The 19,416-nt window shown below is 66.0% G+C and carries 17 protein-coding genes; 6 read left to right on the forward strand and 11 right to left on the reverse strand.

Features of this window, described 5'->3' with window-relative positions:
* Positions 1 to 56: 56 nt before the first annotated feature.
* Positions 57 to 2,165: a TonB-dependent receptor family protein gene (locus tag L6D75_RS19515; RefSeq protein WP_176517858.1), complete on the forward strand. Its 2,109-nt coding sequence runs from the start codon at positions 57 to 59 to the stop codon at positions 2,163 to 2,165.
* A 118-nt stretch (positions 2,166 to 2,283) separates the two neighbouring features.
* Here L6D75_RS19515 and L6D75_RS19520 read toward each other — a convergent pair whose 3' ends face one another.
* Entirely contained in the window at positions 2,284 to 2,907 is a 624-nt protein-coding gene (locus L6D75_RS19520) for a glutathione S-transferase family protein (RefSeq protein ID WP_176516671.1), read from the reverse strand.
* A 118-nt stretch (positions 2,908 to 3,025) separates the two neighbouring features.
* On the opposite strand from L6D75_RS19520, the gene L6D75_RS19525 reads away from it, so the two are divergent.
* On the forward strand, positions 3,026 to 3,562 hold the full coding sequence (locus L6D75_RS19525) for a GNAT family N-acetyltransferase (protein ID WP_176516673.1): 537 nt from the start codon (positions 3,026 to 3,028) through the stop codon (positions 3,560 to 3,562).
* A gap of 3 nt (positions 3,563 to 3,565) precedes the next feature.
* Here the strand turns inward: L6D75_RS19525 and L6D75_RS19530 are convergent, their stop codons facing one another.
* The 3 genes from L6D75_RS19530 to L6D75_RS19540 form a co-directional block, all read right to left on the reverse strand.
* Complete coding sequence (locus L6D75_RS19530) at positions 3,566 to 4,444, reverse strand: DMT family transporter (RefSeq protein ID WP_176516675.1); 879 nt, start codon at positions 4,442 to 4,444, stop codon at positions 3,566 to 3,568.
* Positions 4,445 to 4,630: 186 nt separating this feature from the next.
* Positions 4,631 to 6,724 carry a putative bifunctional diguanylate cyclase/phosphodiesterase gene (locus L6D75_RS19535; protein ID WP_176516677.1) on the reverse strand — a complete coding sequence of 698 codons (2,094 nt, stop codon included), beginning with the start codon at positions 6,722 to 6,724 and terminating at the stop codon, positions 4,631 to 4,633.
* Between the two features lie 141 nt (positions 6,725 to 6,865).
* Complete coding sequence (locus L6D75_RS19540) at positions 6,866 to 7,360, reverse strand: GNAT family N-acetyltransferase (RefSeq protein ID WP_176516678.1); 495 nt, start codon at positions 7,358 to 7,360, stop codon at positions 6,866 to 6,868.
* A 258-nt stretch (positions 7,361 to 7,618) separates the two neighbouring features.
* Between L6D75_RS19540 and L6D75_RS19545 the strand changes: the two genes are divergently transcribed.
* Positions 7,619 to 7,936 (forward strand): hypothetical protein, encoded by a 318-nt coding sequence (locus L6D75_RS19545; protein WP_176516681.1) that lies wholly within the window; start codon positions 7,619 to 7,621, stop codon positions 7,934 to 7,936.
* 48 nt (positions 7,937 to 7,984) lie between these two features.
* On the opposite strand, the gene L6D75_RS19550 is transcribed toward L6D75_RS19545, so the two are convergent.
* Positions 7,985 to 8,197, reverse strand: a complete 213-nt coding sequence (locus tag L6D75_RS19550) for a PLD nuclease N-terminal domain-containing protein (protein WP_176516683.1) — start codon at positions 8,195 to 8,197, stop codon at positions 7,985 to 7,987.
* 169 nt (positions 8,198 to 8,366) lie between these two features.
* Between L6D75_RS19550 and L6D75_RS19555 the strand changes: the two genes are divergently transcribed.
* Positions 8,367 to 9,374 (forward strand): GlxA family transcriptional regulator, encoded by a 1,008-nt coding sequence (locus L6D75_RS19555; protein WP_176516685.1) that lies wholly within the window; start codon positions 8,367 to 8,369, stop codon positions 9,372 to 9,374.
* A gap of 7 nt (positions 9,375 to 9,381) precedes the next feature.
* On the opposite strand, the gene L6D75_RS19560 is transcribed toward L6D75_RS19555, so the two are convergent.
* Positions 9,382 to 10,053: a TetR/AcrR family transcriptional regulator gene (locus L6D75_RS19560; protein ID WP_176516687.1), complete on the reverse strand. Its 672-nt coding sequence runs from the start codon at positions 10,051 to 10,053 to the stop codon at positions 9,382 to 9,384.
* A gap of 203 nt (positions 10,054 to 10,256) precedes the next feature.
* On the opposite strand from L6D75_RS19560, the gene L6D75_RS19565 reads away from it, so the two are divergent.
* Positions 10,257 to 10,685, forward strand: coding sequence for a TOBE domain-containing protein (locus L6D75_RS19565; protein WP_176516689.1), 429 nt, complete (start codon positions 10,257 to 10,259; stop codon positions 10,683 to 10,685).
* A 46-nt stretch (positions 10,686 to 10,731) separates the two neighbouring features.
* Here L6D75_RS19565 and quiC read toward each other — a convergent pair whose 3' ends face one another.
* On the reverse strand, positions 10,732 to 12,639 hold the full coding sequence (gene quiC / locus L6D75_RS19570; RefSeq protein WP_176516690.1) for a 3-dehydroshikimate dehydratase QuiC: 1,908 nt from the start codon (positions 12,637 to 12,639) through the stop codon (positions 10,732 to 10,734).
* Between the two features lie 264 nt (positions 12,640 to 12,903).
* Between quiC and L6D75_RS19575 the strand changes: the two genes are divergently transcribed.
* On the forward strand, positions 12,904 to 14,280 hold the full coding sequence (locus L6D75_RS19575) for an MFS transporter (protein ID WP_176516692.1): 1,377 nt from the start codon (positions 12,904 to 12,906) through the stop codon (positions 14,278 to 14,280).
* A 118-nt stretch (positions 14,281 to 14,398) separates the two neighbouring features.
* Here the strand turns inward: L6D75_RS19575 and L6D75_RS19580 are convergent, their stop codons facing one another.
* The 4 genes from L6D75_RS19580 to L6D75_RS19595 all read right to left on the reverse strand — a co-directional run bounded on the left by L6D75_RS19580 (position 14,399) and on the right by L6D75_RS19595 (position 19,192).
* Positions 14,399 to 15,811 carry a DOPA decarboxylase gene (locus tag L6D75_RS19580; protein ID WP_176516694.1) on the reverse strand — a complete coding sequence of 471 codons (1,413 nt, stop codon included), beginning with the start codon at positions 15,809 to 15,811 and terminating at the stop codon, positions 14,399 to 14,401.
* Between the two features lie 176 nt (positions 15,812 to 15,987).
* On the reverse strand, positions 15,988 to 16,932 hold the full coding sequence (locus L6D75_RS19585) for a LysR family transcriptional regulator (RefSeq protein WP_176516696.1): 945 nt from the start codon (positions 16,930 to 16,932) through the stop codon (positions 15,988 to 15,990).
* Between the two features lie 110 nt (positions 16,933 to 17,042).
* A complete protein-coding gene (locus L6D75_RS19590) occupies positions 17,043 to 17,753 on the reverse strand; it encodes a YebC/PmpR family DNA-binding transcriptional regulator (RefSeq protein ID WP_176516697.1) in 711 nt (236 codons plus the stop codon).
* A 122-nt stretch (positions 17,754 to 17,875) separates the two neighbouring features.
* Positions 17,876 to 19,192 carry an MFS transporter gene (locus tag L6D75_RS19595; protein WP_176516698.1) on the reverse strand — a complete coding sequence of 439 codons (1,317 nt, stop codon included), beginning with the start codon at positions 19,190 to 19,192 and terminating at the stop codon, positions 17,876 to 17,878.
* Positions 19,193 to 19,416: the final 224 nt, after the last annotated feature.

Raw genomic sequence — 19,416 nt, forward strand, 5'->3', positions numbered from 1 at the left:
CTGACTATGCCCATAGAACGCCGAGGTACCTACGATGACTTTCAAGGAATACAACGATGCGTGCGATCCATCCCCACCCACTGCGCCTGGCCATCCGCCAGGCCGCCCTGGCCACCGCCGCCACGGCCCTGCTGGCCCCCTTTGCGGGAGCGGCTGAGCAGACCCTTGGCACGGTGACCGTGCAAGGCGCCAAGCAAAGCGAAGTGCAACAGGCCGCCAGCGCCCTGGCCGAAGTGCCCGGCGGCACCAGCGTGGTCGACAGCGAAGAGGTCGCCAAGGGCCGCACCGCCACCCTGCAGGACACCCTCGCCTACCAGCCCGGGGTGTTCGTGCAGTCCACCGGCGGCAACGACGCGGCAAAAATCTCCATCCGCGGCTCCGGCGCCAACACCTCTCCCGGCTACTTTCGCGAAGGCATCAAGTTCCTCTTCGACGGCCTGCCGCTGACCGGCCCAGGCGGCACCCCCTACGAATTCCTTAACGCCAGCGGCGTCAACTACACCGAGATCCTGCGCGGCGCCAACGCCTTCCAGTACGGCGCGCTGACCCTCGGCGGCGCGGTCAACTTCGTCAACCACAGCGGCTACAGCGCCCCCGGCCTGCGTGTGCGCGCCGAGGCCGGCAGCTACCACTACCAGAAGCAGAGCATCAGCTACGGCGGCGTCGAAGGCGACCTGGACTACTACCTGCAGGCCGACAACTACCGCAACGAGGGCTACCGCGACTACAGCCTGTCGAAGAGCTCCGGCATCGTCGCCAACGCCGGCTACCGCTTCAGCCCGAAACTGGAAACCCGCCTGCTGCTGCGCTACCGCGACGAAACCCACAACGACCCCAGCGCCACCACCCTGGACAACGCCCTGCACCACCCACGCCGCGCCAGCGCCACCGCAGAAAGCAGCGGCGCCGGTGCGCGCCGCCCCGGCAGCATCTGGCTGGGCAGCAAGACCACCTACACCTTCGACGACGACGCGCGCCTGACCTTCGGCCTGTCGTACCACGACTACCGCCACACCAACAGCCCGCGCAGCCCCAGCAACCCCAGCTACTGGGACTGGCACGACCTGGGCCTCTTGCTGGGCTATGACCGGGTGGACTACCTGTTCGGCCATGAGAGCCGCAGCAACATCGCCTTCACCTCCACCCAGCACCTGCGCGGCGGCGTGAACTCGGCCAACGACGACAAGGTGTCGCTGAAAAAGGTCAACTACAAGGACTCGTTCGACCGGGTGATCGCCCTGGGCAACGACCTCAACCTGGTCGACAACCTGTGGCTCACCAGCGGCGTGTCGTTCGTCAACGTGCGGCGCAAGGTCAACATCGACTATGCGGTGAACCCCAACACCACCAACTTCGGGCAGCACGAGGACTACGACAACTGGAGCGTCGCCCCGCGCATCGGCCTGCGCTACGAGTTCAGCCCGAACCTGCAGGTGTTCACCAACTTCAGCCGCAGCATCGACCCACCGGCCTCGTGGGAGTATTCCGGCTCCGGCCCGACGCTGCCGTACATTCGCCCGCTGGTGGAGCAGAAGGCCAACACCTTCGAGGTCGGCATCAAGGGCTCCCACGGCATCTTCGACGGCAGCCTGGCACTGTACCGCTCCTGGATCCACGACGAGCTGCTGAACGTGCAGATCATCCCGGCCACCGCCAACGCGGCGGCGGTCACCGGCGCATTCAACGCCTCGCCGACGATCCACCAGGGCGTCGAGGCGGGCCTCAATACCCGCCTGTGGGAAAGCCCCCAGGGCGACCTGGTGCGCTGGCGCCAGTCGTACACCTACAACGATTTCTACTACCGGCATGACGACACCTTCGGCGACAACCAGCTGCCGGGCGTGCCCAAGCACATCTACCAGGGCGAGCTGCAGTACCAGGACCACAGCGGCTGGTACACCGGGGTGAACGTGCAGTCGGCCTCGCGCACGGCGGTGGACTATGCCAACACCTTGTATGCGCCGTCGTACACCATCTGGGGGGCGAACCTGGGGTACGAGGCGCCGAAGGGCAACTGGAAGGTCTCGCTGGACCTGAAGAACCTGGCCAACAAGGCCTACGTGACGGCGGTGACGCCGGTGTACAACGCGCGGGGGCTGGACACCGCGTCGTTCTGGCCGGGGGATGGCATCGGGGCGTATGTGGGGGTTGAGGTCAGGTACTGATCTGCTCTGACTTCACTGGCCTCATCGCCGGCAAGCCGGCTCCCACAGGTACTGCGCAGCCCTCAGGATGGGCGCCAGACCTGTGGGAGCCGGCTTGCCGGCGATAGGGCCATGCACATCAAGCCGCCCGCGGCATCAGCTCATAGGGCGACTTCCACCCCGGCACCTGCTGGATGCGCTTCTTCCACGCTTCGATGTGGCTGAACGCGGCCAGGTCCATGCCGGTGTCCTCCGGCATGAACACATACCCCGCCAACGACAGGTCGGCGATGGTCAGGCGCCCGCCGACCATGAACGGCGTCTTCGCCAGGTGCGCGTCGACGATCTTGTACGCCGCCGTGGCCCGATCGCGCAGAAAGCGCGTGACGTCGGTTTCACCGGTTTTCTTCAGGCAGAACAAGAACCGCAGCATCGCGTAGTAGCCGGTGAACTTGTGGTTGTCGAACAGCATCCAGCGCCAGATCTCGCGCTTTTCCGCATCGTCTCGCGGGCCGAACTGGCCGGTGCGTTCGGCCAGGTATTCGAGGATCAGCGCTGACTGGGTCAAGGTTTGCCCAGCATGTTCCAGCACCGGCACCTCGCCTTGCTCGTTGACCTCGTCGCGCCAGCCCTGGCCACGGGTCTGGCCGTTGAAGAAGTCGACGAACAGCGGCTGCCAGTCTTGCCCCGTGAGTTCGAGCATGAGGGCGGCCTTGTAGGCGTTGCCGGATTCGGCGAAGCAATGCAGCGTGTAGTCGGGCATGGCGGTCCCTCACTTCCCTGGGATGATGGTGGGCTAGCGAGCAGATCACGCGCTGCCAGGCTCGGTCAATGCCTCTATGATTAGTGGACTAATCCCATAGCCAAAGCCAGGAAGGCCCATGCCCTACCCCACACTGCCCCGCACCCTGTCCACCGCGCGCACCCGCCTGGTACGCCCCGACCCGGCGCTGGCCGAGCAGGTGCTGCACGCCCTGCTCGACAGCTACAGCCTGCACCAGCCCTTTTTGGCCTGGGCCAAGCCGGACTGGACGCTGGACGAGGTGCGCGAAAGCCTGCAGGCCAGCGCCCGCGAGTTCCTCGACCCGGCGGCAGAAAAGCGCTTTTTCGTGCTGCAGGCGGGCGGCGACGCCGTGCTGGGCTGCATCGGCCTGCGCCCCGGCAATGGCGAATACGAGGTGGGTTACTGGGCGAGCCAGGCCAGCACTGGCCAGGGCCTGATGCGTGAAGCGCTGGTCAGCTTGCTGGATGCGATCGACACGCCGGTGTGGCTGACCACCGACATCGACAACCAGGCCAGCCAGCGCCTGGCGCTGCGTTCAGGTTTCAAGGCCGCCGGCAGCCAGCTCGGTGAACTCGACCCGAGCACCCCGCGCCCGCTGTTTCGCCGCCCGCCGAAACTGGCGCCGGGTCATTGAGCCTTATTTGCGCCGCTGCATCCACGCCGCGCCCAGGCCGCTCAAGCAGATGATGGCGATGCCCAGCAGGCTGGCGCTGTCGGGCACCTGGTTGTAGATCAGCAGGCCCAGCAGCCCGGCGAAGACGATCTGGCAGTAGCTGAACGGCGCCAGCAGCGCCGGTGCGGCATGGCGGAAAGCTTGGGTCAGCAGCAGGTGCGCGCTCATGCCGAAGCCGCCCAGGGCCAGCATCAGCAGGGCATGGTCCCAGCGCGGCATTTCCCAGAAGAACGGCACCAGCGCACTCATCGCCAGGGTGTTGCACAGGCCTGCGTAGAAGTTGCTGGTGGTCGGGCTGTCATGGGCGGCCAGGATGCGCGTGAGCAGCTGGTAGAAGCAAAAGCCCAGCGCCGAGCCGAACGGGTAGAGAATCGCCGGGGTGAACATCGCCCCGCCCGGGTGCACGACCACCAGCACGCCGATGAACCCCAGCACCACCGCCAGCCATTGCGCCACCGACACCCGCTCCTTGAGCAGCGGCGCCGACAGCGCGGTGACCAGCACCGGGGCCAGGAAGTTGACCGCGGTGGCCTCGGCCAGCGGCAGGTACTGAATGCCGGTGGTGAACAACAGGCTGGTGCTGAGCAGGCTCAGCGCGCGCAAGGTCTGCAGCAGCGGGCGGCGGGTGCGCAGCACGTTGAGGCCGGCCTTGGGCAGGAAGATTGCGGCCATCAGCAAGGTGTGCACCAGGTAGCGCGCCCACACCACCATGATGATCGGGTACAGCGCACCGAGAAACTTGGACAAGGCGTCGTGGCTGGCGAACAGCAACGTCGCCACCACCACCAGGGCGATGCCGCGCAGGGGCTGGTTGACGCCGGACAACGGGGTGCTGGAACTCATGGCGATCTCGACGGCGGCGCGGCCTGCGGCTGCGCCAGGGTGAAGGCAAGTGCGACAGCAGCGATTCTAGAAGACCGACGGCCGCTTGCCCACGTGCAATCAAGGCCACAGGTGCAGGCTTGGGCGCTTTGCGTTCGCTGATCGACCACTTTGTCCGGGGGCCGCCCATGCCCCGGGGCGCGCCCGTCAGCCGGCGACCAGCACCTGCTTCAAGCGCTCGCTGGCCGGCGCCGGCCGCCCGTACAGGTAGCCCTGAAAATGCGAGCAACCCTCGGCCGCCAGGCGCTGCATCTGCTCTTCGGACTCCACCCCTTCGGCGGTGGTCTTGATCATCAGGCTGTTGGACAGCTCAGTGATGGCGCGGATGATCGACATCGCCTCGCGGCTGTCGCACATGTCGTGCACGAACGACTTGTCGATCTTGATCCGGTCGAAGGGGAACGAGCGCAGGTAGCCCAGCGACGAATAGCCGGTGCCGAAATCGTCCAGCGAGATCGACACGCCCAGGTCTTTCAGGGCGCGCAGGGTGCGCACGTTCTCTTCGCTGTTGCCCAGCAGCACCGATTCGGTGATCTCAAGCTCCAGGCGCTGCGCCGGCAGGCCCGAGTCGGCCAGGGCCAGGGCCACGGTGTGCACCAGGTTGGCGTTCTTGAACTGCACCGGCGAGAGGTTGACCGACACGGTCTGCTCGCTGTCCCAGCTGGCCGCTTCCTGGCACGCCAGGTTCAGGGCGCGGTCGCCAAGCTCGTGGATCAGCCCGGTTTCCTCGGCGATGGGGATGAAGTCCATGGGCATGACCATGCCACGGGTCGGGTGCTCCCAGCGCAGCAGCGCCTCGTAGCCGGTCACGCTGCTGGTCAGCTGGTCCACCACCGGCTGGTAGTGCATGTGCAACTGGCCCAGGTGCAGCGCCGTGCGCAGGTCGGTTTCCACCAGGCGGCGCTGGCGCGCGGCGACGTCCAGCTCGACGTGGAAGCACTCGTAGCGGTTGCGGCCATTGCGCTTGGCTTCGTACAGGGCCATGTCGGCGTAGCCCAGCAGTTGCTCGGCTTGCTCGTTGTCGTCGGGGGCCAGGGCGATGCCGATGCTCACGCCCACCGAGAACTGGTGGCCCTCGATCTGGAATGGCGGGCTGATGGCATCGATCAGGCGCTGGGCGGTGATGCAGGCGGCGTCGCGGCCGTCCAGGCCGGCCAGGACCACGGCGAACTCGTCGCCGCCCAGGCGCGCCAGGGTGTCGTGCTCGCGCAGCTCGCGGCGCAGGCGCTTGCCCAGGGCGCGCAGCAGCTTGTCGCCGAAGGCGTGGCCGAGGGAGTCGTTGATGTTCTTGAAGTTGTCCAGGTCCAGGCACAGCGCGGCGGTCAGCTTGTCATGCTCGTGGCCGCGGATAAGCGCCTGCTTGAGGCGCTCGTTGAACAGCGTGCGGTTGGGCAGGCCGGTGAGCGCGTCGTGGTGCGCCATGTGGTGGATCTGCGCGTGGGCGGCCAGTTCTTCGGTGGCGTCTTCGGCCACGAACAGCACGTAGTCGGCCTGGCCTTCGCGGTTCTGGCTGAGCAGCGCGCGGCTGCGCAAGGTGCGCGGGCCGCGCAGGGTATCGACCCGGGTTTCGGCGGCAAAGCCCTTGGCGCTGCGGGCGCCACGGCTGAGCTGCTGCTCCAGGTAGTCGGCGGCGGCCGGCGCCATGCACTCGCCCGGCAGCTGCCCGATCATGCTGCCGTGCCCGCCGAACAGCCGCTCGGCCTGCTGGTTGGCCAAGAGGATGCGCTGGCTCTGCAGGTCCTGGACGATGACGCTGGCGGGGATGTTGGCGATCACCGAGTCGAGGAACTGCGACAGCTGGGTCATCTCCTGGCTGTACTGCTCGGCCAGCTCCTTGGCCTGCAGCAGCTCCAGCTCCTGCTGGCGGCGCTCGGAGATGTCGCGGGTGACCTTGGCGAAGCCGACCAGCTGGCCGGCATCATCGCGCACCGCATCGATCACCACATGGGCGTGAAAAGCCGTGCCGTCCTTGCGCAGGCGCGCGCCGACTTCCTCGAAGCGCCCGGTGCGCCGTGCCTGTTCCAGGTTCTGCTCGGGCAGGCCGGCGGCGCGCTCGGCTTCGCTGTAGAACAGCGAGTAGTGCTGGCCGACGATTTCCTCGGCGAGGTAGCCCTTGGCCCGTTGGGCGCCGGGGTTCCAGTTGGCGACAATACCGTCGGGGGTGAGCAGGTAGATGGCGTAGTCCACCACGCTCTGGATCAACAGCCGGTACATGATGTCGGGGCTTGCGACTAGCGACATGAAATTTACCTGAACCTGCGACGTGCACGAAAAGGAACCCCGGCGCAGAGCGGCCGGGTGATGGAAAGAGGTGCTGGCATTATGCCGCTTGAGTGGATTTTGTGAAGTGGGTCACAGAATTTTGCAGGTGGCGTACAGGACTTAGTGGCGGGCAGATGTGATGCGGTAGGTGAGCAAGGCCGGCTCATCGCCCAGCATCAGCTGCTGCACCGGGCGTGGCAGGTCGGCCACCACCGCCTTGCAGAAGGCTACGCCAGCCAGGTCGTGGGCGTAGCAGCGCAGCAGCCAGTCACCGGGGTTGCCGAGAAACTGTTGCGCCACGGCAAGGCCGATGCCCTGGCGGCGGTAGCGCTTGAGGATGAACAGGTCGGCCAGTTCAAGGGCGTCGATGCCCGGCAATTCGCTGCGCTCGACCAGCACGAAGCCTGCGATGAAGCCGTCCACCAGCACCAGGGTGGCGCTCCAGCCGGGGGACTGCCAGTAGCGTTGCAGGTGGTCTTCGTGGATGTAGTAGCGCCCGTCGACCTCGACGTCTTCCTGCTCCCAATCGGAGGATTCGTAGGCGTAGAACTGGTAGAGGTTGCGGATCAGGTGAGCCTGATCGGCGGTGGTGGGCAGCAGTTCGATGGGCGGCATGGGAGGTGGCTCTAAATAGCGTAATTCTAGAAGATTTGCGGGTGAATGTAGCGGCCCTATCGCCGGCAAGCCGGCTCCCACAGGATGGATTGCACGGATTCTGGAGGGGTGCTGTGCCTGTGGGAAAGGCCTTGTAGGAAACTTCGCCATTAGCAGGCAAACGCCCAACATCACGTATGTAGGCGGCTGGCGTGGGAGCCGGTAGATTGCAGGTTCCGGCACGGAGGCCAGCCATTTGCACGCATCAAGGAGATGCCCATGACCAAGCACCATTTCCAGCTCGCCTACACCATCAAGCCGCGCAGCGATGACGATGAAAGCGCAGCGGCGCAAGCCCGCCTGCACCTACGTGACATCGGCTGGGACACCCTGCCACAGATCGAAACCACCCTGCTCGGCGAGGTGCACCTGTACCACAGCACCACGCACGATCGCATCAATGAAGCCGAGCGGCAGATCCGCGAGCGCATCCACGAACAGCTCAAAGAGCTGAAGGTGCTGACCCGCGTGAAGTTCTACGCCAGCCTGATGGTCGATGGCCTGGGGCCTGCGATCCGCTTCAGCATCCTCGCCTGAGGCCAGCCGGCGGCATCAGGCGCAGCCCGCGCCTGATGCTCGGCGGGTTCATTTCTCCTGCAGCACCGCCCTGCCCTTCACCGCCCGCGGGCCGCGCCAGGCCCAGAACAGCAACCCCGGGAACGGTGCATAGACGACGAAGACGACCCACAGCATCTTGCGCTCGGCGCGCCGGTCGCTGCCGATGATGTGCCAGATGGCGAAGATCTCCAGCATGATGATCAGGGCTGCGATGATGATCCAGATCGTTCCGATTTCCATGAGCACTCTCCCGTTGGCATGTAAGGGGTTTGGTTGCGGGGAGCGGTGAGGGTTCAGTTGGATTTGCTTGCCTCAATACGACCTGCAATACGCCACCACCACCCCGGCGATTGTCTTTCCCCCAGCCAGCCCCCACACTCACCCGGCCAGCCAGGAAGCGGAGTCCCGAGTGCCCAGCCCACGCCAGTTCAGCAAAAAGACCAGCACCAGCAACATGCTGCGGCTCAAGTCCGCCAGCGCCAGCCCACAGGCGCCCTACCGGGTCGATTTCGTGCTGCTGGAACACTTCTCCATGGCCAGCTTCACCGTGGCCATGGACGTGCTGGTCACCGCCAACCTGCTGCGCGCCGACAGCTTCAGCTTCACCCCGCTGTCGCTGGATGGCGACCGGGTGTTGAGCGACCTGGGCCTGGAGCTGGTGGCCAGCGAACTGGCGGCCGAGCCGCCCAGGGAGCTCGACCTGCTGATCATCTGCGGCGGCCTGCGCACCGCGCTCAAGTACCCGGAACTGGACCGCCTGCTGGATGACTGCGCAGGCCTGGGCATGGCCCTGGGCGGGTTGTGGAATGGCGCCTGGTTCCTCGGTCGCGCCGGGGTGCTCGACGACTATGGCTGCAGCATTCACCCCGAGCAGCGCGCCAGCCTCTCCGAGCGCAGCCCGCAAACCCGCATCACCCCGGCCAGCTTCACCCTCGACCGCGACCGCCTGACCGCCGCCAGCCCCAATGGCGCCATGGAAATGATGCTCGGCCTGGTGCGCCGGCTGTATGGCGACGGCCTGGCCGAAGGCGTCGAGGAAATCCTGTCGTTCTCCGGCGCGCGCTATCGCCAGGTCGGCCCGGGGGCGAAGAAGTCCATGAGCCTGCATTTGCGCACCATCGTCGAGCTGATGGAAAACAACCTCGAGGAAACCCTCAGCCTCGATCAGCTCGCCGCCTACAGCGGCCGCTCGCGGCGCCAGATCGACCGCCTGTTCCAGGCCCAGCTCGGCACCTCGCCGCGGCGCTACTACATGGAACTGCGCATCACCAAGAGCCGCCGCCTGCTGCAGTACTCCGACCTGTCGGTGATGGAAGTGGCGGTGGCCTGCGGCTTCGTCTCGGTATCGCACTTCAGCAAGTGCTACGCGGCCTACTTCGGCTACCCGCCGTCGCGCGAGCAACGGCTGGGCGAGTGAGCGCGGCTCAGGCGCGCAGGTAGCGCATCACCACGTCGCAGATCATCGCCTTGTGGCGCTGCTTGATCTGCTCGTCGGACAGGTCGATGTCGAAGATATGGCCGAAGGTGTGGCGGTTGGACACCCGGTAAAAGCAGAACGAGCTCATCAGCATGTGCAGGTCGATGACCTCGATGCCCGCGCGAAACACCCCGTCGGCCACGCCGCGTTGAAGGGTCTTGTCCAGGGCCTGCAGCACCAGGCTGCTCATCTCGCGGATCACCGGCGACTTCTTCACGTACTCGCCGTAGTGGATGTTCTCGGTGCAGACCATGCGCACGAAGTCGACGTTGTGGTCGTGGTGGTCGAAGGTGAATTCGGTCAGGCGCTGGATCGCCTGCTCGGCCGGCAGCGACTCCAGGTCCAGGCTGTGCTCGGTCTGGCGGATGTCGCCGTAGAGCTTGACCAGGCACTCGACGTACAACTGCTCCTTGCTGCCGAAGTAGTAGTAGATCATGCGCTTGGAGGTGGCCGTGCGCTCGGCGATGGCGTCCACCCGCGCGCCGGCCAGGCCTTGCTGGACGAACTCGTTGATGGCGGCCTGGAGGATGTCCTCGCGGGTTTTCTCGGGGTTGTTCTTGCGCGCCTTGCGCACCCCTTCGACTTCAGGCTGGCCGAGGCTGACTACGGGATTGCTCATACCGACTCACGGGCTGTTTATTGGAATAGCCGGGGATTATCCGTGAGCGCGGCGGTGCAGGGAAGCTCGCTGTTGGTCGAGTGGCCGGCAAGCCTTCGCCCGCAGAGGGCTGCATGCAGCACGCTATGGTTGCTAGTACATAGCGCTAGCCGGGATGATGCGGCGAAAACCTAACCCACAAGTCAAGAAATAAGGACGATTCCATGAAAGCCAGCGCACGTAACGTATTCAAGGGCCAGGTCAGCCAGGTTCAGGATGGTGCCGTAAATGCCGAAGTCGTGTTGACCCTGCCAGGCGGTGAGCAGCTGGTTGCCGTGGTCACGATGGAAAGTGTGCGTAACCTGGGGATTGCCGTTGGCAAGGAAGCAGTGGCGCTGATCAAGGCGCCTTGGGTGATGCTGATGACCGAATCCAGCGACATCCGCCTGTCTGCCCGCAACTGCCTGGCCGGCAAGGTGCTGAGCGTCTCCGATGGCGCGGTGAATGCCGAGGTGGTGGTGGAGCTGGCGGGCGGCAGCAAGGTGTATGCGATCGTCACCCGCGAGGCGGTGGCCGAGCTTGGCCTGGCGCAGGGCGTCAGCGCCACTGCGGTGATCAAGGCGTCGCACATCATCCTCGGCGTGCCTGCCTGACCCCTGCCGTGGCGTCGCCTTGCCGACGCCACGGCTGCCAAGCCGGTTACAACACCGGCTTGCGCAGCGCCCCACTCCTGCGTTTGGCCATCGCCGCCAGGCGCACCGCCACGTTCGCCGCGCCGTACCCTGCATAGCCGCCCTTGCGCTGGATGATCTCGAAGAAAAAGCGCTCCTCGAACGGCTCGGTGTACACGTGGAACAGCTCGCCGCCTTGTGCATCGCGGTCATACAGCACGTTGTAGTAGGCCAGCTCGCTGAGGAACTCGTCGTCGAAATCGAAGCGCGCGGCCAGGTCGTCGTAGTAGTTCAGCGGAATCTCCAGCAACGGCACCCCCGCCTCTTTGGCCCGCGCCACCTCGCGGAAGATATCGGCGCAATCGAAGGCAATGTGGTGCACGCCCGAGCCGCGATAGCTCGACAGCGCGTGGGCGATGGCGGTGTTGCGGTTTTCCGAGATGTTCAGCGGCAGGCGCAGGCTGCCGCACGGGCTGCGCAGGGCGCGGCTTTTCACCAGGCCGTAGGGGTCGGGCAGCACCACCTCGTCATCGGCGGCGAAGTCGAACAGGCTCTTGTAGAACAGCACCCAGCTGTCCAGCGACTCGGCAGGCAGCGCCAACGCCATGTGGTCGATGCGCTGCAGGCCGCCGCTGGCCGTGGCGGCCGGGTCCAGGCGGAAGTCGGTGTCGTACAGCGACGGGCCTTGTGCGCCCTGCTCCACCAGGTAGATCAGGCTGCCATCGGGGGCGCGCACGGCGGGCACTTCGCATTCGTTGGGGCCGACCAGGCCGCGGAACGGCTGGCCGCGAAAATCGGTGGCGCGCTGCAGCGCGGCCTGTTCGTCCTTGACCCGCAAGGCGGTAGCGCACAGCGACGGGCCATGGGCCTCGAAGAAGTTGTGGCCGAAGGAGTACGGCTCGGCGTTGAGCACGATGTTGATGTCGTTCTGGCGCAGCAGGCGCACAGCCTTGCTGCGGTGCTTGCCGGCCTCGGCAAAGCCCAGGCGCTTGAGCCAGCTGCCCAGGCGCGCCCCGACGGCCTCGTCGACGGCAAATTCGAGAAACTCCACGCCGTCGTAGGCACTCGCAGCCGGCGGGGTGAACAGCACGCCCGGCTCGATGGCGTGGCCTTGTTGCTGCAGGCGCAGGCGGGTCTGTTCTTCGAGGTACAGCAGTGAGCGCAGGCCGTCGGCGGCGTTCTGCCGTGGCGGCGCCGCGCGGAAACCGTCGTTGAAGATCTCCAGCGACAGCGGGCCGCGATAGCCGCTGGCGAGGATCGGCGCGAGGAAGCCTGCCAGGTCCATTTCGCCCTGCCCCGGGAAGCAGCGGAAATGGCGGCTCCACTCCAGCACGTCCATGTTCAAAAGCGGCGCATCGGCCATTTGCACGAAGAAGATCTTGTCGCCCGGGATCTCGCCGATCGCGGCCGGGTCGCCCTTGAGCGAAAGGGTATGGAAACTGTCGAGGATCACCCCCAGGGCCGCGTGGTCGGCCTGACGCACCAGGTTCCACACCTGCTGGTAGGTGTTCACGTGGCGCCCCCAGGCCAGGGCTTCGTAGCCGATGCGCAAGCCGCGCCGGCCGGCATGCTCGGCCAACAGGCGCAGGTCGTCCACCAGCAGTTGCTCCTCGCCCAGCGCGTCGGCCTGCACGTTGCTGCACACCAGCACCAGGTCCGTGCCCAGCTCCTGCATCAGGTCGAACTTGCGCTCGGCGCGGTCGAGGTTTTTCTGCAGGCGGTCGCGGCGGCAGCCTTCGAAATCACGAAACGGCTGGAACAAGGTGATGGCGATGCCCAGGTCGGCGCACCGCTGGCGCACTTCGCGCGGGCTGCCGGCGTAGTACAGCAGGTCGTTCTCGAAGATCTCGACGCCGTCGAAACCGGCGGCGGCGATGGCTTCGAGCTTTTCCGGCAGGGTGCCGCTCAAGGACACGGTGGCTATCGAACGCTGCATGGGGGAGTTCCTTGTTATTGGGAGGGCGACACGCCAGACCCTCGAAACGGCACTGGCTGGATCGATTATTGGCGGGTAGAGTCGGCCCTTCAATCACTTTGTACGGAACAGTTAGTTTTGCGTTCGATTATCGCCCAAAACCCGTTTTGGCGAATTGCTTCACCCCTTGCCCTCAGCAACCATTGACCCAGCGCGCTCAACCCATACTCCCGAAATAACCCCACGCTCGCCGTGCGGGAACCAACAAGAACAACGGAGAAACGCATGGCCCACTCAAGCTCCCAAGCGAAGAAAGCCACTGCCAGTGGCTGGATAGGCTCGGCCCTGGAGTACTACGACTTCTTCATCTATGCCCAGGCTGCGGCGCTGATTTTCCCGCAGATCTTCTTCCCCAACAGCGACCCGAAAATGGCCATCATCGCCTCGCTGGCGACCTACGGCGTCGGCTACCTGGCGCGCCCGATCGGTGCCTGCGTGCTCGGCCACTGGGGTGATACCCGCGGGCGCAAGAACGTGCTGCTGCTGTGCATGTTCCTGATGGGCCTGTCGACCATGGCCGTGGGCCTTCTGCCCACCTACCACGACATCGGCATCCTCGCCCCGGCCTTGCTGGTGGTGCTGCGCCTGGTCCAGGGCTTTGCCGTGGCCGGCGAGATCTCCGGGGCCAGCTCGATGATCATGGAGCACGCCCCGTTCGGTCGGCGCGGCTACTACGCAAGCTTCACCCTGCAGGGCGTGCAGGCAGGCCAGGTGCTGGCGGCTGCGGTGTTCCTGCCGCTGGCCTATTTCATGCCCAGCGAAGCGTTCAATGACTGGGGCTGGCGGATTCCGTTCCTGATGAGCGCCGTGGTGCTGATCGCAGGTTTCATCATCCGCAAGGAGGTTCATGAAACCCCGGCGTTCGTGAAGGAAGAGAAGCAGGACAAGGTGGCCAAGTCGCCGATCAGCGAGGCCTTCCGGCACAGCTGGAAGCACATGGTGCTGGTGATGTTCATGGCCCTGATGAACGTGATCCCGGTGGTGGCCACCATCTTTGGCGCAGCCTATGCGGTGCAGCCGGCCTACGGCATCGGTTTCGACAAGAGTGTGTACCTGTGGATCCCGGTGGTAGGCAATATCGTCGCGGTGCTGGTGATTCCGTTCGTGGGCAACCTGTCCGACAAGATCGGCCGGCGCCCGACCATGATTGCCGGCTGCCTGGGTTCGGGCCTGCTGGCGTTCGTCTACCTGTACGCGATCAGCATCCACAACGTGCCGCTGGCCTTTGCCGCCTCCATCGTCATGTGGGGGATGGTCTACCAGGGGTACAACGCGGTGTTCCCAAGCTTCTACCCGGAGCTGTTCCATACCCGCTACCGGGTTTCGGCCATGGCCATTGCGCAGAACATCGGCACCATGCTCACGGCGATGCTGCCGGCGCTGTTCGCACTGGTGGCGCCGCCGGGGTCGCAGAACATTCCGCTGGTGGTGGGTGGCTTGGCGTTCCTGGTGACTTGCCTGTGTGCGTTGGCGGCCTACATTGCGCCGGAGACGCATCGGTTGGCGATGGAGGATTTGGGCAATCCGCAGGCAAGGCCGATGGAGAAGGACGCTTTTGAGGCTGGGCGCAAGGGGAGTTTTCAGCCGGTGGCCAACTTGTAGGGCGTATGGGGCCGCTTTGCGGCCCTTTCGCGACACAAGGCCGCTCCTACAAAGCAGCGCGGTCCCCTGTAGGAGCGGCCTTGTGTCGCGAAAGGGCTGCAAGGCAGCCCCAACAATCTCAGCCCTCAACCACCCTCTGCAACCGCGCCCACAGCTGCTGCACATGCTCGCGCTCGGTCGGCAGCGCGCCCACCGACACCCGCACCATCCACCGCCCATTCAAGGTCGCCGGGGTCACGTAAGCCTCGCCCGAGGCATTGAGCCGCTCGGCCCAGGCCTTGGTGTGCGCATCCAGCGCCTCGCCTTCCAGCCCCGCAGGCCGATGCTGGATGCACAGCGTCTGCAACTGCACCGGCGCCAGCAACGCCCACTCCCCTGCCGCCTGCACCTGCTCGGCCAGCCAGCGGGCATTGTCCAGGTCACGCCGCAGGCGCTGCTGCAGCGCCTCCACGCCTTCGCTGCGCAACATGAACCACAGCTTCAGCGCACGGAACCGGCGCCCCAGCGGGATGCCCCAATCGCGCAGGTTCTTCACCTCGCCATCGACGGCCGACTGCAAGTAGCTGGGGTTGGTGCTCATCACCCGGATCAGGTGCTGCGGGTCACGCACGTAGTAGATCGAGCAGTCGAACGCCACGCCCAGCCATTTGTGCGCGTTGACCACCACCGAGTCGGCCAGCTCGATGCCATCCCACATCCAGCGGCACTCCGGCAGGATCATCGCCGAGCCGGCCATGGCCGAGTCGACGTGCATCCACAGGCCCTTGGCCTGGGCGATTTCACCGATGGCGCGCAGCGGGTCCAGCGCGGTGGTGGTGGTGGTGCCGGTGGTGGCGACCACGGCACAGGGCTGGTTGCCGGCGGCCAGGTCCTGCTCGATGGCCGCCTGCAGCGCATCGGGGCGCATGGCGAACTGCTCGTCGGTGGCGATCAGGCGGATGTTGGCGCGGCCGAACCCGGCCAGCAGCGCGGCCTTGTCCACCGAGCTGTGGGCATGGGCGCTGACGTACACGATCAGCGGCTTGGCTTCGGCCTGCAGGCCGCCACGCACCAGGGCGTAGTCGGTGGCGCGTTCGCGGGCGCAGATCAGCGCCACCAGGGTGCTGGTCGAGGCGGTGTCCTGGATCACCCCGCTCCACTGGGCCGACAGGCCGAGCAGCTGGCGCAGCCAGTCGAGGGTGGTTTCCTCCAGCTCGCTCAGGGCCGGGCTCGATTGCCACGACAGGCCGAGCACGCCCAGGCCGGTGCTGAGGAAGTCGCCCAGCACCGACGACAGCGTGCCGTTGGAGGGGAAGTAGCCGTAGAAGTCCGGGTGCTGCCAGTGCGACAGGCCAGGCATGAGCAGCTGGTTGACGTCGTCGAGGATCGCCTCGAACGGCTCGCCCTGCTGCGGCGCGGCGGCCGGCAAGGCGGCCTTGAGGTAGCCGGGCTCGACCTGGGCCATCACCGGGCGCTCGGCGACGGTTTGGCGGTAGTCGGCGATCAGGTCGATCAGTTGGTGGCCGTACTGGCGAAATTGTTCGGGGGTCACGGGGGGGCTCCTGGTGGCTTTCCAGTGCCTGTTCTGGCCTCATCGCCGGCAAGCCGGCTCCCACATGCGGTCCTTGTGGGAGCCGGCTTGCCGGCGATGAGGCCAGAACAGGCAACACAATGCCCCCAGTCTAGGCACTTGCTCGCAGCCGAATAACCCCGCTTGGCGCATACCTGCTATGGCAAACCCGCATGCCCACCCTGCACCCCGAACTGCGACTGGCGCCACAGCTCGAACACCCGGTTGCGCAACCAGCGGTGCTCGGCCGACGCCTGCAGGCGTTGGTGCCACACCACCCAGTAGCGCTGGGTATGCGCGACGAAGCCGAGCGGCCGCCAGGCCAGGTCATGCAGGCGGCACAACTGGCGGGCGATGTGCTCGGGCACGGTGGCCAGCGCCTGGCTGTTGCCGATGACCTGCACGGTGGCCGAGAAGAACGGCACCTCCAGGCTCACCCGCCGCTGCAGGCCCTGGGCGCGCAGGTGGCGGTCGATGAAGCTGTCCTTGTCGCCACCACCGGAGATGCGCACGTGCTTGTACGCCAGGTAGTCGTCCTGGCTCAGCACCTCGTTGGCCGTCAGCGGGTGATCGCGGCGCATCAGGCACACCGCGCGGTCTTCGCCCAGCAGGCGGCCGTGCAGGTTGGGCGGGGATTCGTCGAACAGCGTGGTGGCCAGGTCGATCTCGCCGCTGGCAAGCATGGCGTACTGGCCGGCCTGCCAGCTGCGGTAGTCGATGGACACGCCCGGGGCTTCCTGCTCCAGCGCGGCCACCAGCAGCGGCAGCATGTGCTCGGCCACATAGTCGGAGGCGGCCAGGCAGAAGCGGCGTTCGCAGCGGGCCGGGTCGAACGCGGCGGGTTGGCGCAGGGCCTGGAGTTCTTCGAGCACCTGGCGCAGGGGTTCGACCAGGGCTTCGGCGTATTCGCTGAGCACGTAGCCGCGGCCTTGGCGCACCAGCAGCGGGTCGTCGAAGGCTTCGCGCAGGTGGGCCAGCTGGCGGCTCAGGGCCGATTGGCTGACGTCCAGGCGGACAGCGGCGTGGCTGAGGTTCTTGAGCTGCAGGAGGCAGTCGAGGGTGCGCAGGTGGGCGAGGCTGAGGGAGGCGAAGGTGGGGTTCATGCAGGCTCCCTTTGTGCATTCATAGGCCCCATCGCCGGCAAGCCGGCTCCCACAGAGAAAAGCTGTGGGAGCCGGCTTGCCGGCGATCGGGCCGCATGGCGGCCCGGCTTTTAGTCGGTCAGGCCGACATAGACGTTCTGCACGTCATCGTTCTCGTCGATCGCCTCGAGGAACGCTTCAACCTCGGCCAATTGCTCGGCATCCAGGCTGGCCGCGCTCACCGGTTCTTTCGGGATGTAGCCGATCTTCGCCGACACCACGGTGAAACCCTGCTCCGGCAGGGCTTTCTGCACGGCATCAAGATCGGTGGTGTCGGTGATGAACAGGGTCGAGCCCTCTTCCTCACCCGGTTCGAAGTCCTGCGCACCCGCTTCGATGGCAGCCATCTCCGGGTCGGCGCCGTCGTTCGGGGTGGCCTCGATCAGGCCGACATGCTTGAAGTTCCAGGCCACCGAACCGCTGGCGCCCAGCTGGCCCTTGCGGAACAGCACGCGGATCTGCGCCACGGTGCGGTTGACGTTGTCGGTCAGGCACTCGACGATCAGCGGCACCTGGTGCGGGGCGAAACCTTCGTAGCTCACCGCCTGGTACTGCACGGCATCGCCGTCCAGGCCGGCACCCTTGCGGATCGCCCGGTCCAGGGTCTCGCGGGTCATCGAAGCCTTCTTGGCCTGAACGATGGCCAGGCGCAGGCGCGGGTTCATGTCGGGATCGGCGCCGGACCTGGCAGCGATCTGGATTTCCTTGGCCAGCTTGCCCATGATCTTGCCCTTGGCATTGGCAGCTGTTTCTCTATGCTTGGCTTTCCACTGTGCGCCCATGTCGACTCTCTTTGTTTCAACGGCCGGTTCAGGAAGCGACCGGCCAAAAAGTGGGTGCAGTTTATACGCCCTCGCGCAGCGGATCGACAAGTAATCTCACGCTTTGTCGGCCAGCCCGGCCGCTAGGTACGCAGCGGCTTGACCGCCATGCTGGTGTTGGGCGCAACGTCCTGGGCCTGGGCGTTGCTGGCCGGGCGGCTGTTCCAGTGGGGCAGCAGCACCAGGGCGGAGAACAGCGCGCAGCCGGCGAACACGATGAACACCGTGACGCTGTCGAAGTAGCCTGGCAGCAAGCCACCGAGCACCGCCCCCACCGAGCCGCAGCCGTTGACGAAACCGGCCGCCGTGGCACCGGCCTTGGCGGTGCCGAAGTCGATCGCCGCCGCGCCGCTGATCATCGAATCCGGCCCGTACAGGGTCAGCCCCATGACGAACAGCAGGCTCACCACCAGGGCGATGCTGCCGCTGTGCATGGCGCCCATGAACGCCGCCAGGGTCACGGTCAGCAGCACCAGGCTGATCACGCAGGCCGGCATGCGCCGGGCGCCGAACAGCTTGTCCGAGGCCAGGCCAATGATGATCGGGCCCAGCAGCCCGGCCAGTTCGAAGGCGGTGGGGATGATCGCCGCGCCAACCTTGCCCACCGAGGGCATCTGCTCGAAGACGATCACCGGGCCCCACAGCAGGATCGCGTAGCGCGCAGGCTTGAGCAGGAAGTACGCAAGGCCCAGGGTCATCACCGTGCGGTTGCGCAGGATCTCGCGCAACGGCGCCCACACGCTGCACAGGTTGCCGGCCGGCGCCATGCTCTGCGGCTCGGGCTCCACCGCCGGCAAGCCGACATCCTCGGGCTTGTTGCGCTGCAGGAAGAAGAACAGCACGGCCACCGCCGCCACCACCGCGGCACTGGAGAAGAACGCCGCGTGCCAGGTGCCGACCAGGGTATAGGCCCACCAGCCGGCGAACGGCGAGGCGACCAGGCCGCCGAAGGCGTAGCACGAACTCCACAGGCCCAATACCCGGCCGCGCTGGGAGGCCGGGAAGAAGCTGCCGATGTTCTTGCACAGGCCGGCCCAGCCGGTCGATTGCGCCAGGCCCTGGATCAGCATGCAGGTGGCGAAGATCGGGAAGGTCGCATAGCTGCCCATCACCACCGCTGCCGCCGCCGAGATCAGCAGCCCGCCCAGCACCACCACGCGCGGGCCGAAGCGGTCGGCGAGCATGCCCCAGGTGAACTGGCCCACGGCGTAGGCGGCCAGGTAGATGCCGTCGAGGTTGGCCATGGCGGCCTTGTCGAGCATGAAGGTGGGGTCTTCGCCGATGCCGAGCTTGGCGACCGAGAAGGCCTTGCGGGTGAAATAGAAGGCGGCGTAGGCCAGCCAGGTGATGGCGAAAATCTGGATGCGCCAGCGCTTCAACGCGGCTAGGGATTGATTCATGGTGAGTCTGACCTCTTGCTCAAGTGTGCCGGCAGAATGTGAAGAAATGCCTGTCTTGTTGTTGTGTTGCGCACTGCATGACGGGGCTCGTCATTGGTCAGGTGGCGCAGGTGTGTGCGCCAGGGCCCAGGGACCGCTTTTGGCGGTGGCGGCGGGCTGAAATCTATGGAAACAGTTGCTGACTGATAACAAAAATCGATTTATCGTATTTCACACATAAGGTC

It is taken from the genome of Pseudomonas faucium (assembly GCF_021602585.1).
Taxonomy (GTDB): Bacteria; Pseudomonadota; Gammaproteobacteria; order Pseudomonadales; family Pseudomonadaceae; genus Aquipseudomonas; species Aquipseudomonas faucium.

What these genes read in the sequence shown, in the direction of transcription:
- L6D75_RS19560 (WP_176516687.1), bottom strand. Translation starts at nt 10,053, where the DNA reads ATGAGCAATCCCGTAGTCAGCCTCGGCCAGCCTGAAGTCGAAGGGGTG.
- L6D75_RS19540 (WP_176516678.1), bottom strand. Translation starts at nt 7,360, where the DNA reads ATGCCGCCCATCGAACTGCTGCCCACCACCGCCGATCAGGCTCACCTG.
- L6D75_RS19525 (WP_176516673.1), top strand. Translation starts at nt 3,026, where the DNA reads ATGCCCTACCCCACACTGCCCCGCACCCTGTCCACCGCGCGCACCCGC.
- L6D75_RS19535 (WP_176516677.1), bottom strand. Translation starts at nt 6,724, where the DNA reads ATGTCGCTAGTCGCAAGCCCCGACATCATGTACCGGCTGTTGATCCAG.
- L6D75_RS19520 (WP_176516671.1), bottom strand. Translation starts at nt 2,907, where the DNA reads ATGCCCGACTACACGCTGCATTGCTTCGCCGAATCCGGCAACGCCTAC.
- L6D75_RS19590 (WP_176516697.1), bottom strand. Translation starts at nt 17,753, where the DNA reads ATGGGCGCACAGTGGAAAGCCAAGCATAGAGAAACAGCTGCCAATGCC.
- L6D75_RS19575 (WP_176516692.1), top strand. Translation starts at nt 12,904, where the DNA reads ATGGCCCACTCAAGCTCCCAAGCGAAGAAAGCCACTGCCAGTGGCTGG.
- L6D75_RS19545 (WP_176516681.1), top strand. Translation starts at nt 7,619, where the DNA reads ATGACCAAGCACCATTTCCAGCTCGCCTACACCATCAAGCCGCGCAGC.
- L6D75_RS19530 (WP_176516675.1), bottom strand. Translation starts at nt 4,444, where the DNA reads ATGAGTTCCAGCACCCCGTTGTCCGGCGTCAACCAGCCCCTGCGCGGC.
- L6D75_RS19565 (WP_176516689.1), top strand. Translation starts at nt 10,257, where the DNA reads ATGAAAGCCAGCGCACGTAACGTATTCAAGGGCCAGGTCAGCCAGGTT.
- L6D75_RS19550 (WP_176516683.1), bottom strand. Translation starts at nt 8,197, where the DNA reads ATGGAAATCGGAACGATCTGGATCATCATCGCAGCCCTGATCATCATG.
- L6D75_RS19585 (WP_176516696.1), bottom strand. Translation starts at nt 16,932, where the DNA reads ATGAACCCCACCTTCGCCTCCCTCAGCCTCGCCCACCTGCGCACCCTC.
- L6D75_RS19595 (WP_176516698.1), bottom strand. Translation starts at nt 19,192, where the DNA reads ATGAATCAATCCCTAGCCGCGTTGAAGCGCTGGCGCATCCAGATTTTC.
- L6D75_RS19515 (WP_176517858.1), top strand. Translation starts at nt 57, where the DNA reads ATGCGTGCGATCCATCCCCACCCACTGCGCCTGGCCATCCGCCAGGCC.
- quiC (WP_176516690.1), bottom strand. Translation starts at nt 12,639, where the DNA reads ATGCAGCGTTCGATAGCCACCGTGTCCTTGAGCGGCACCCTGCCGGAA.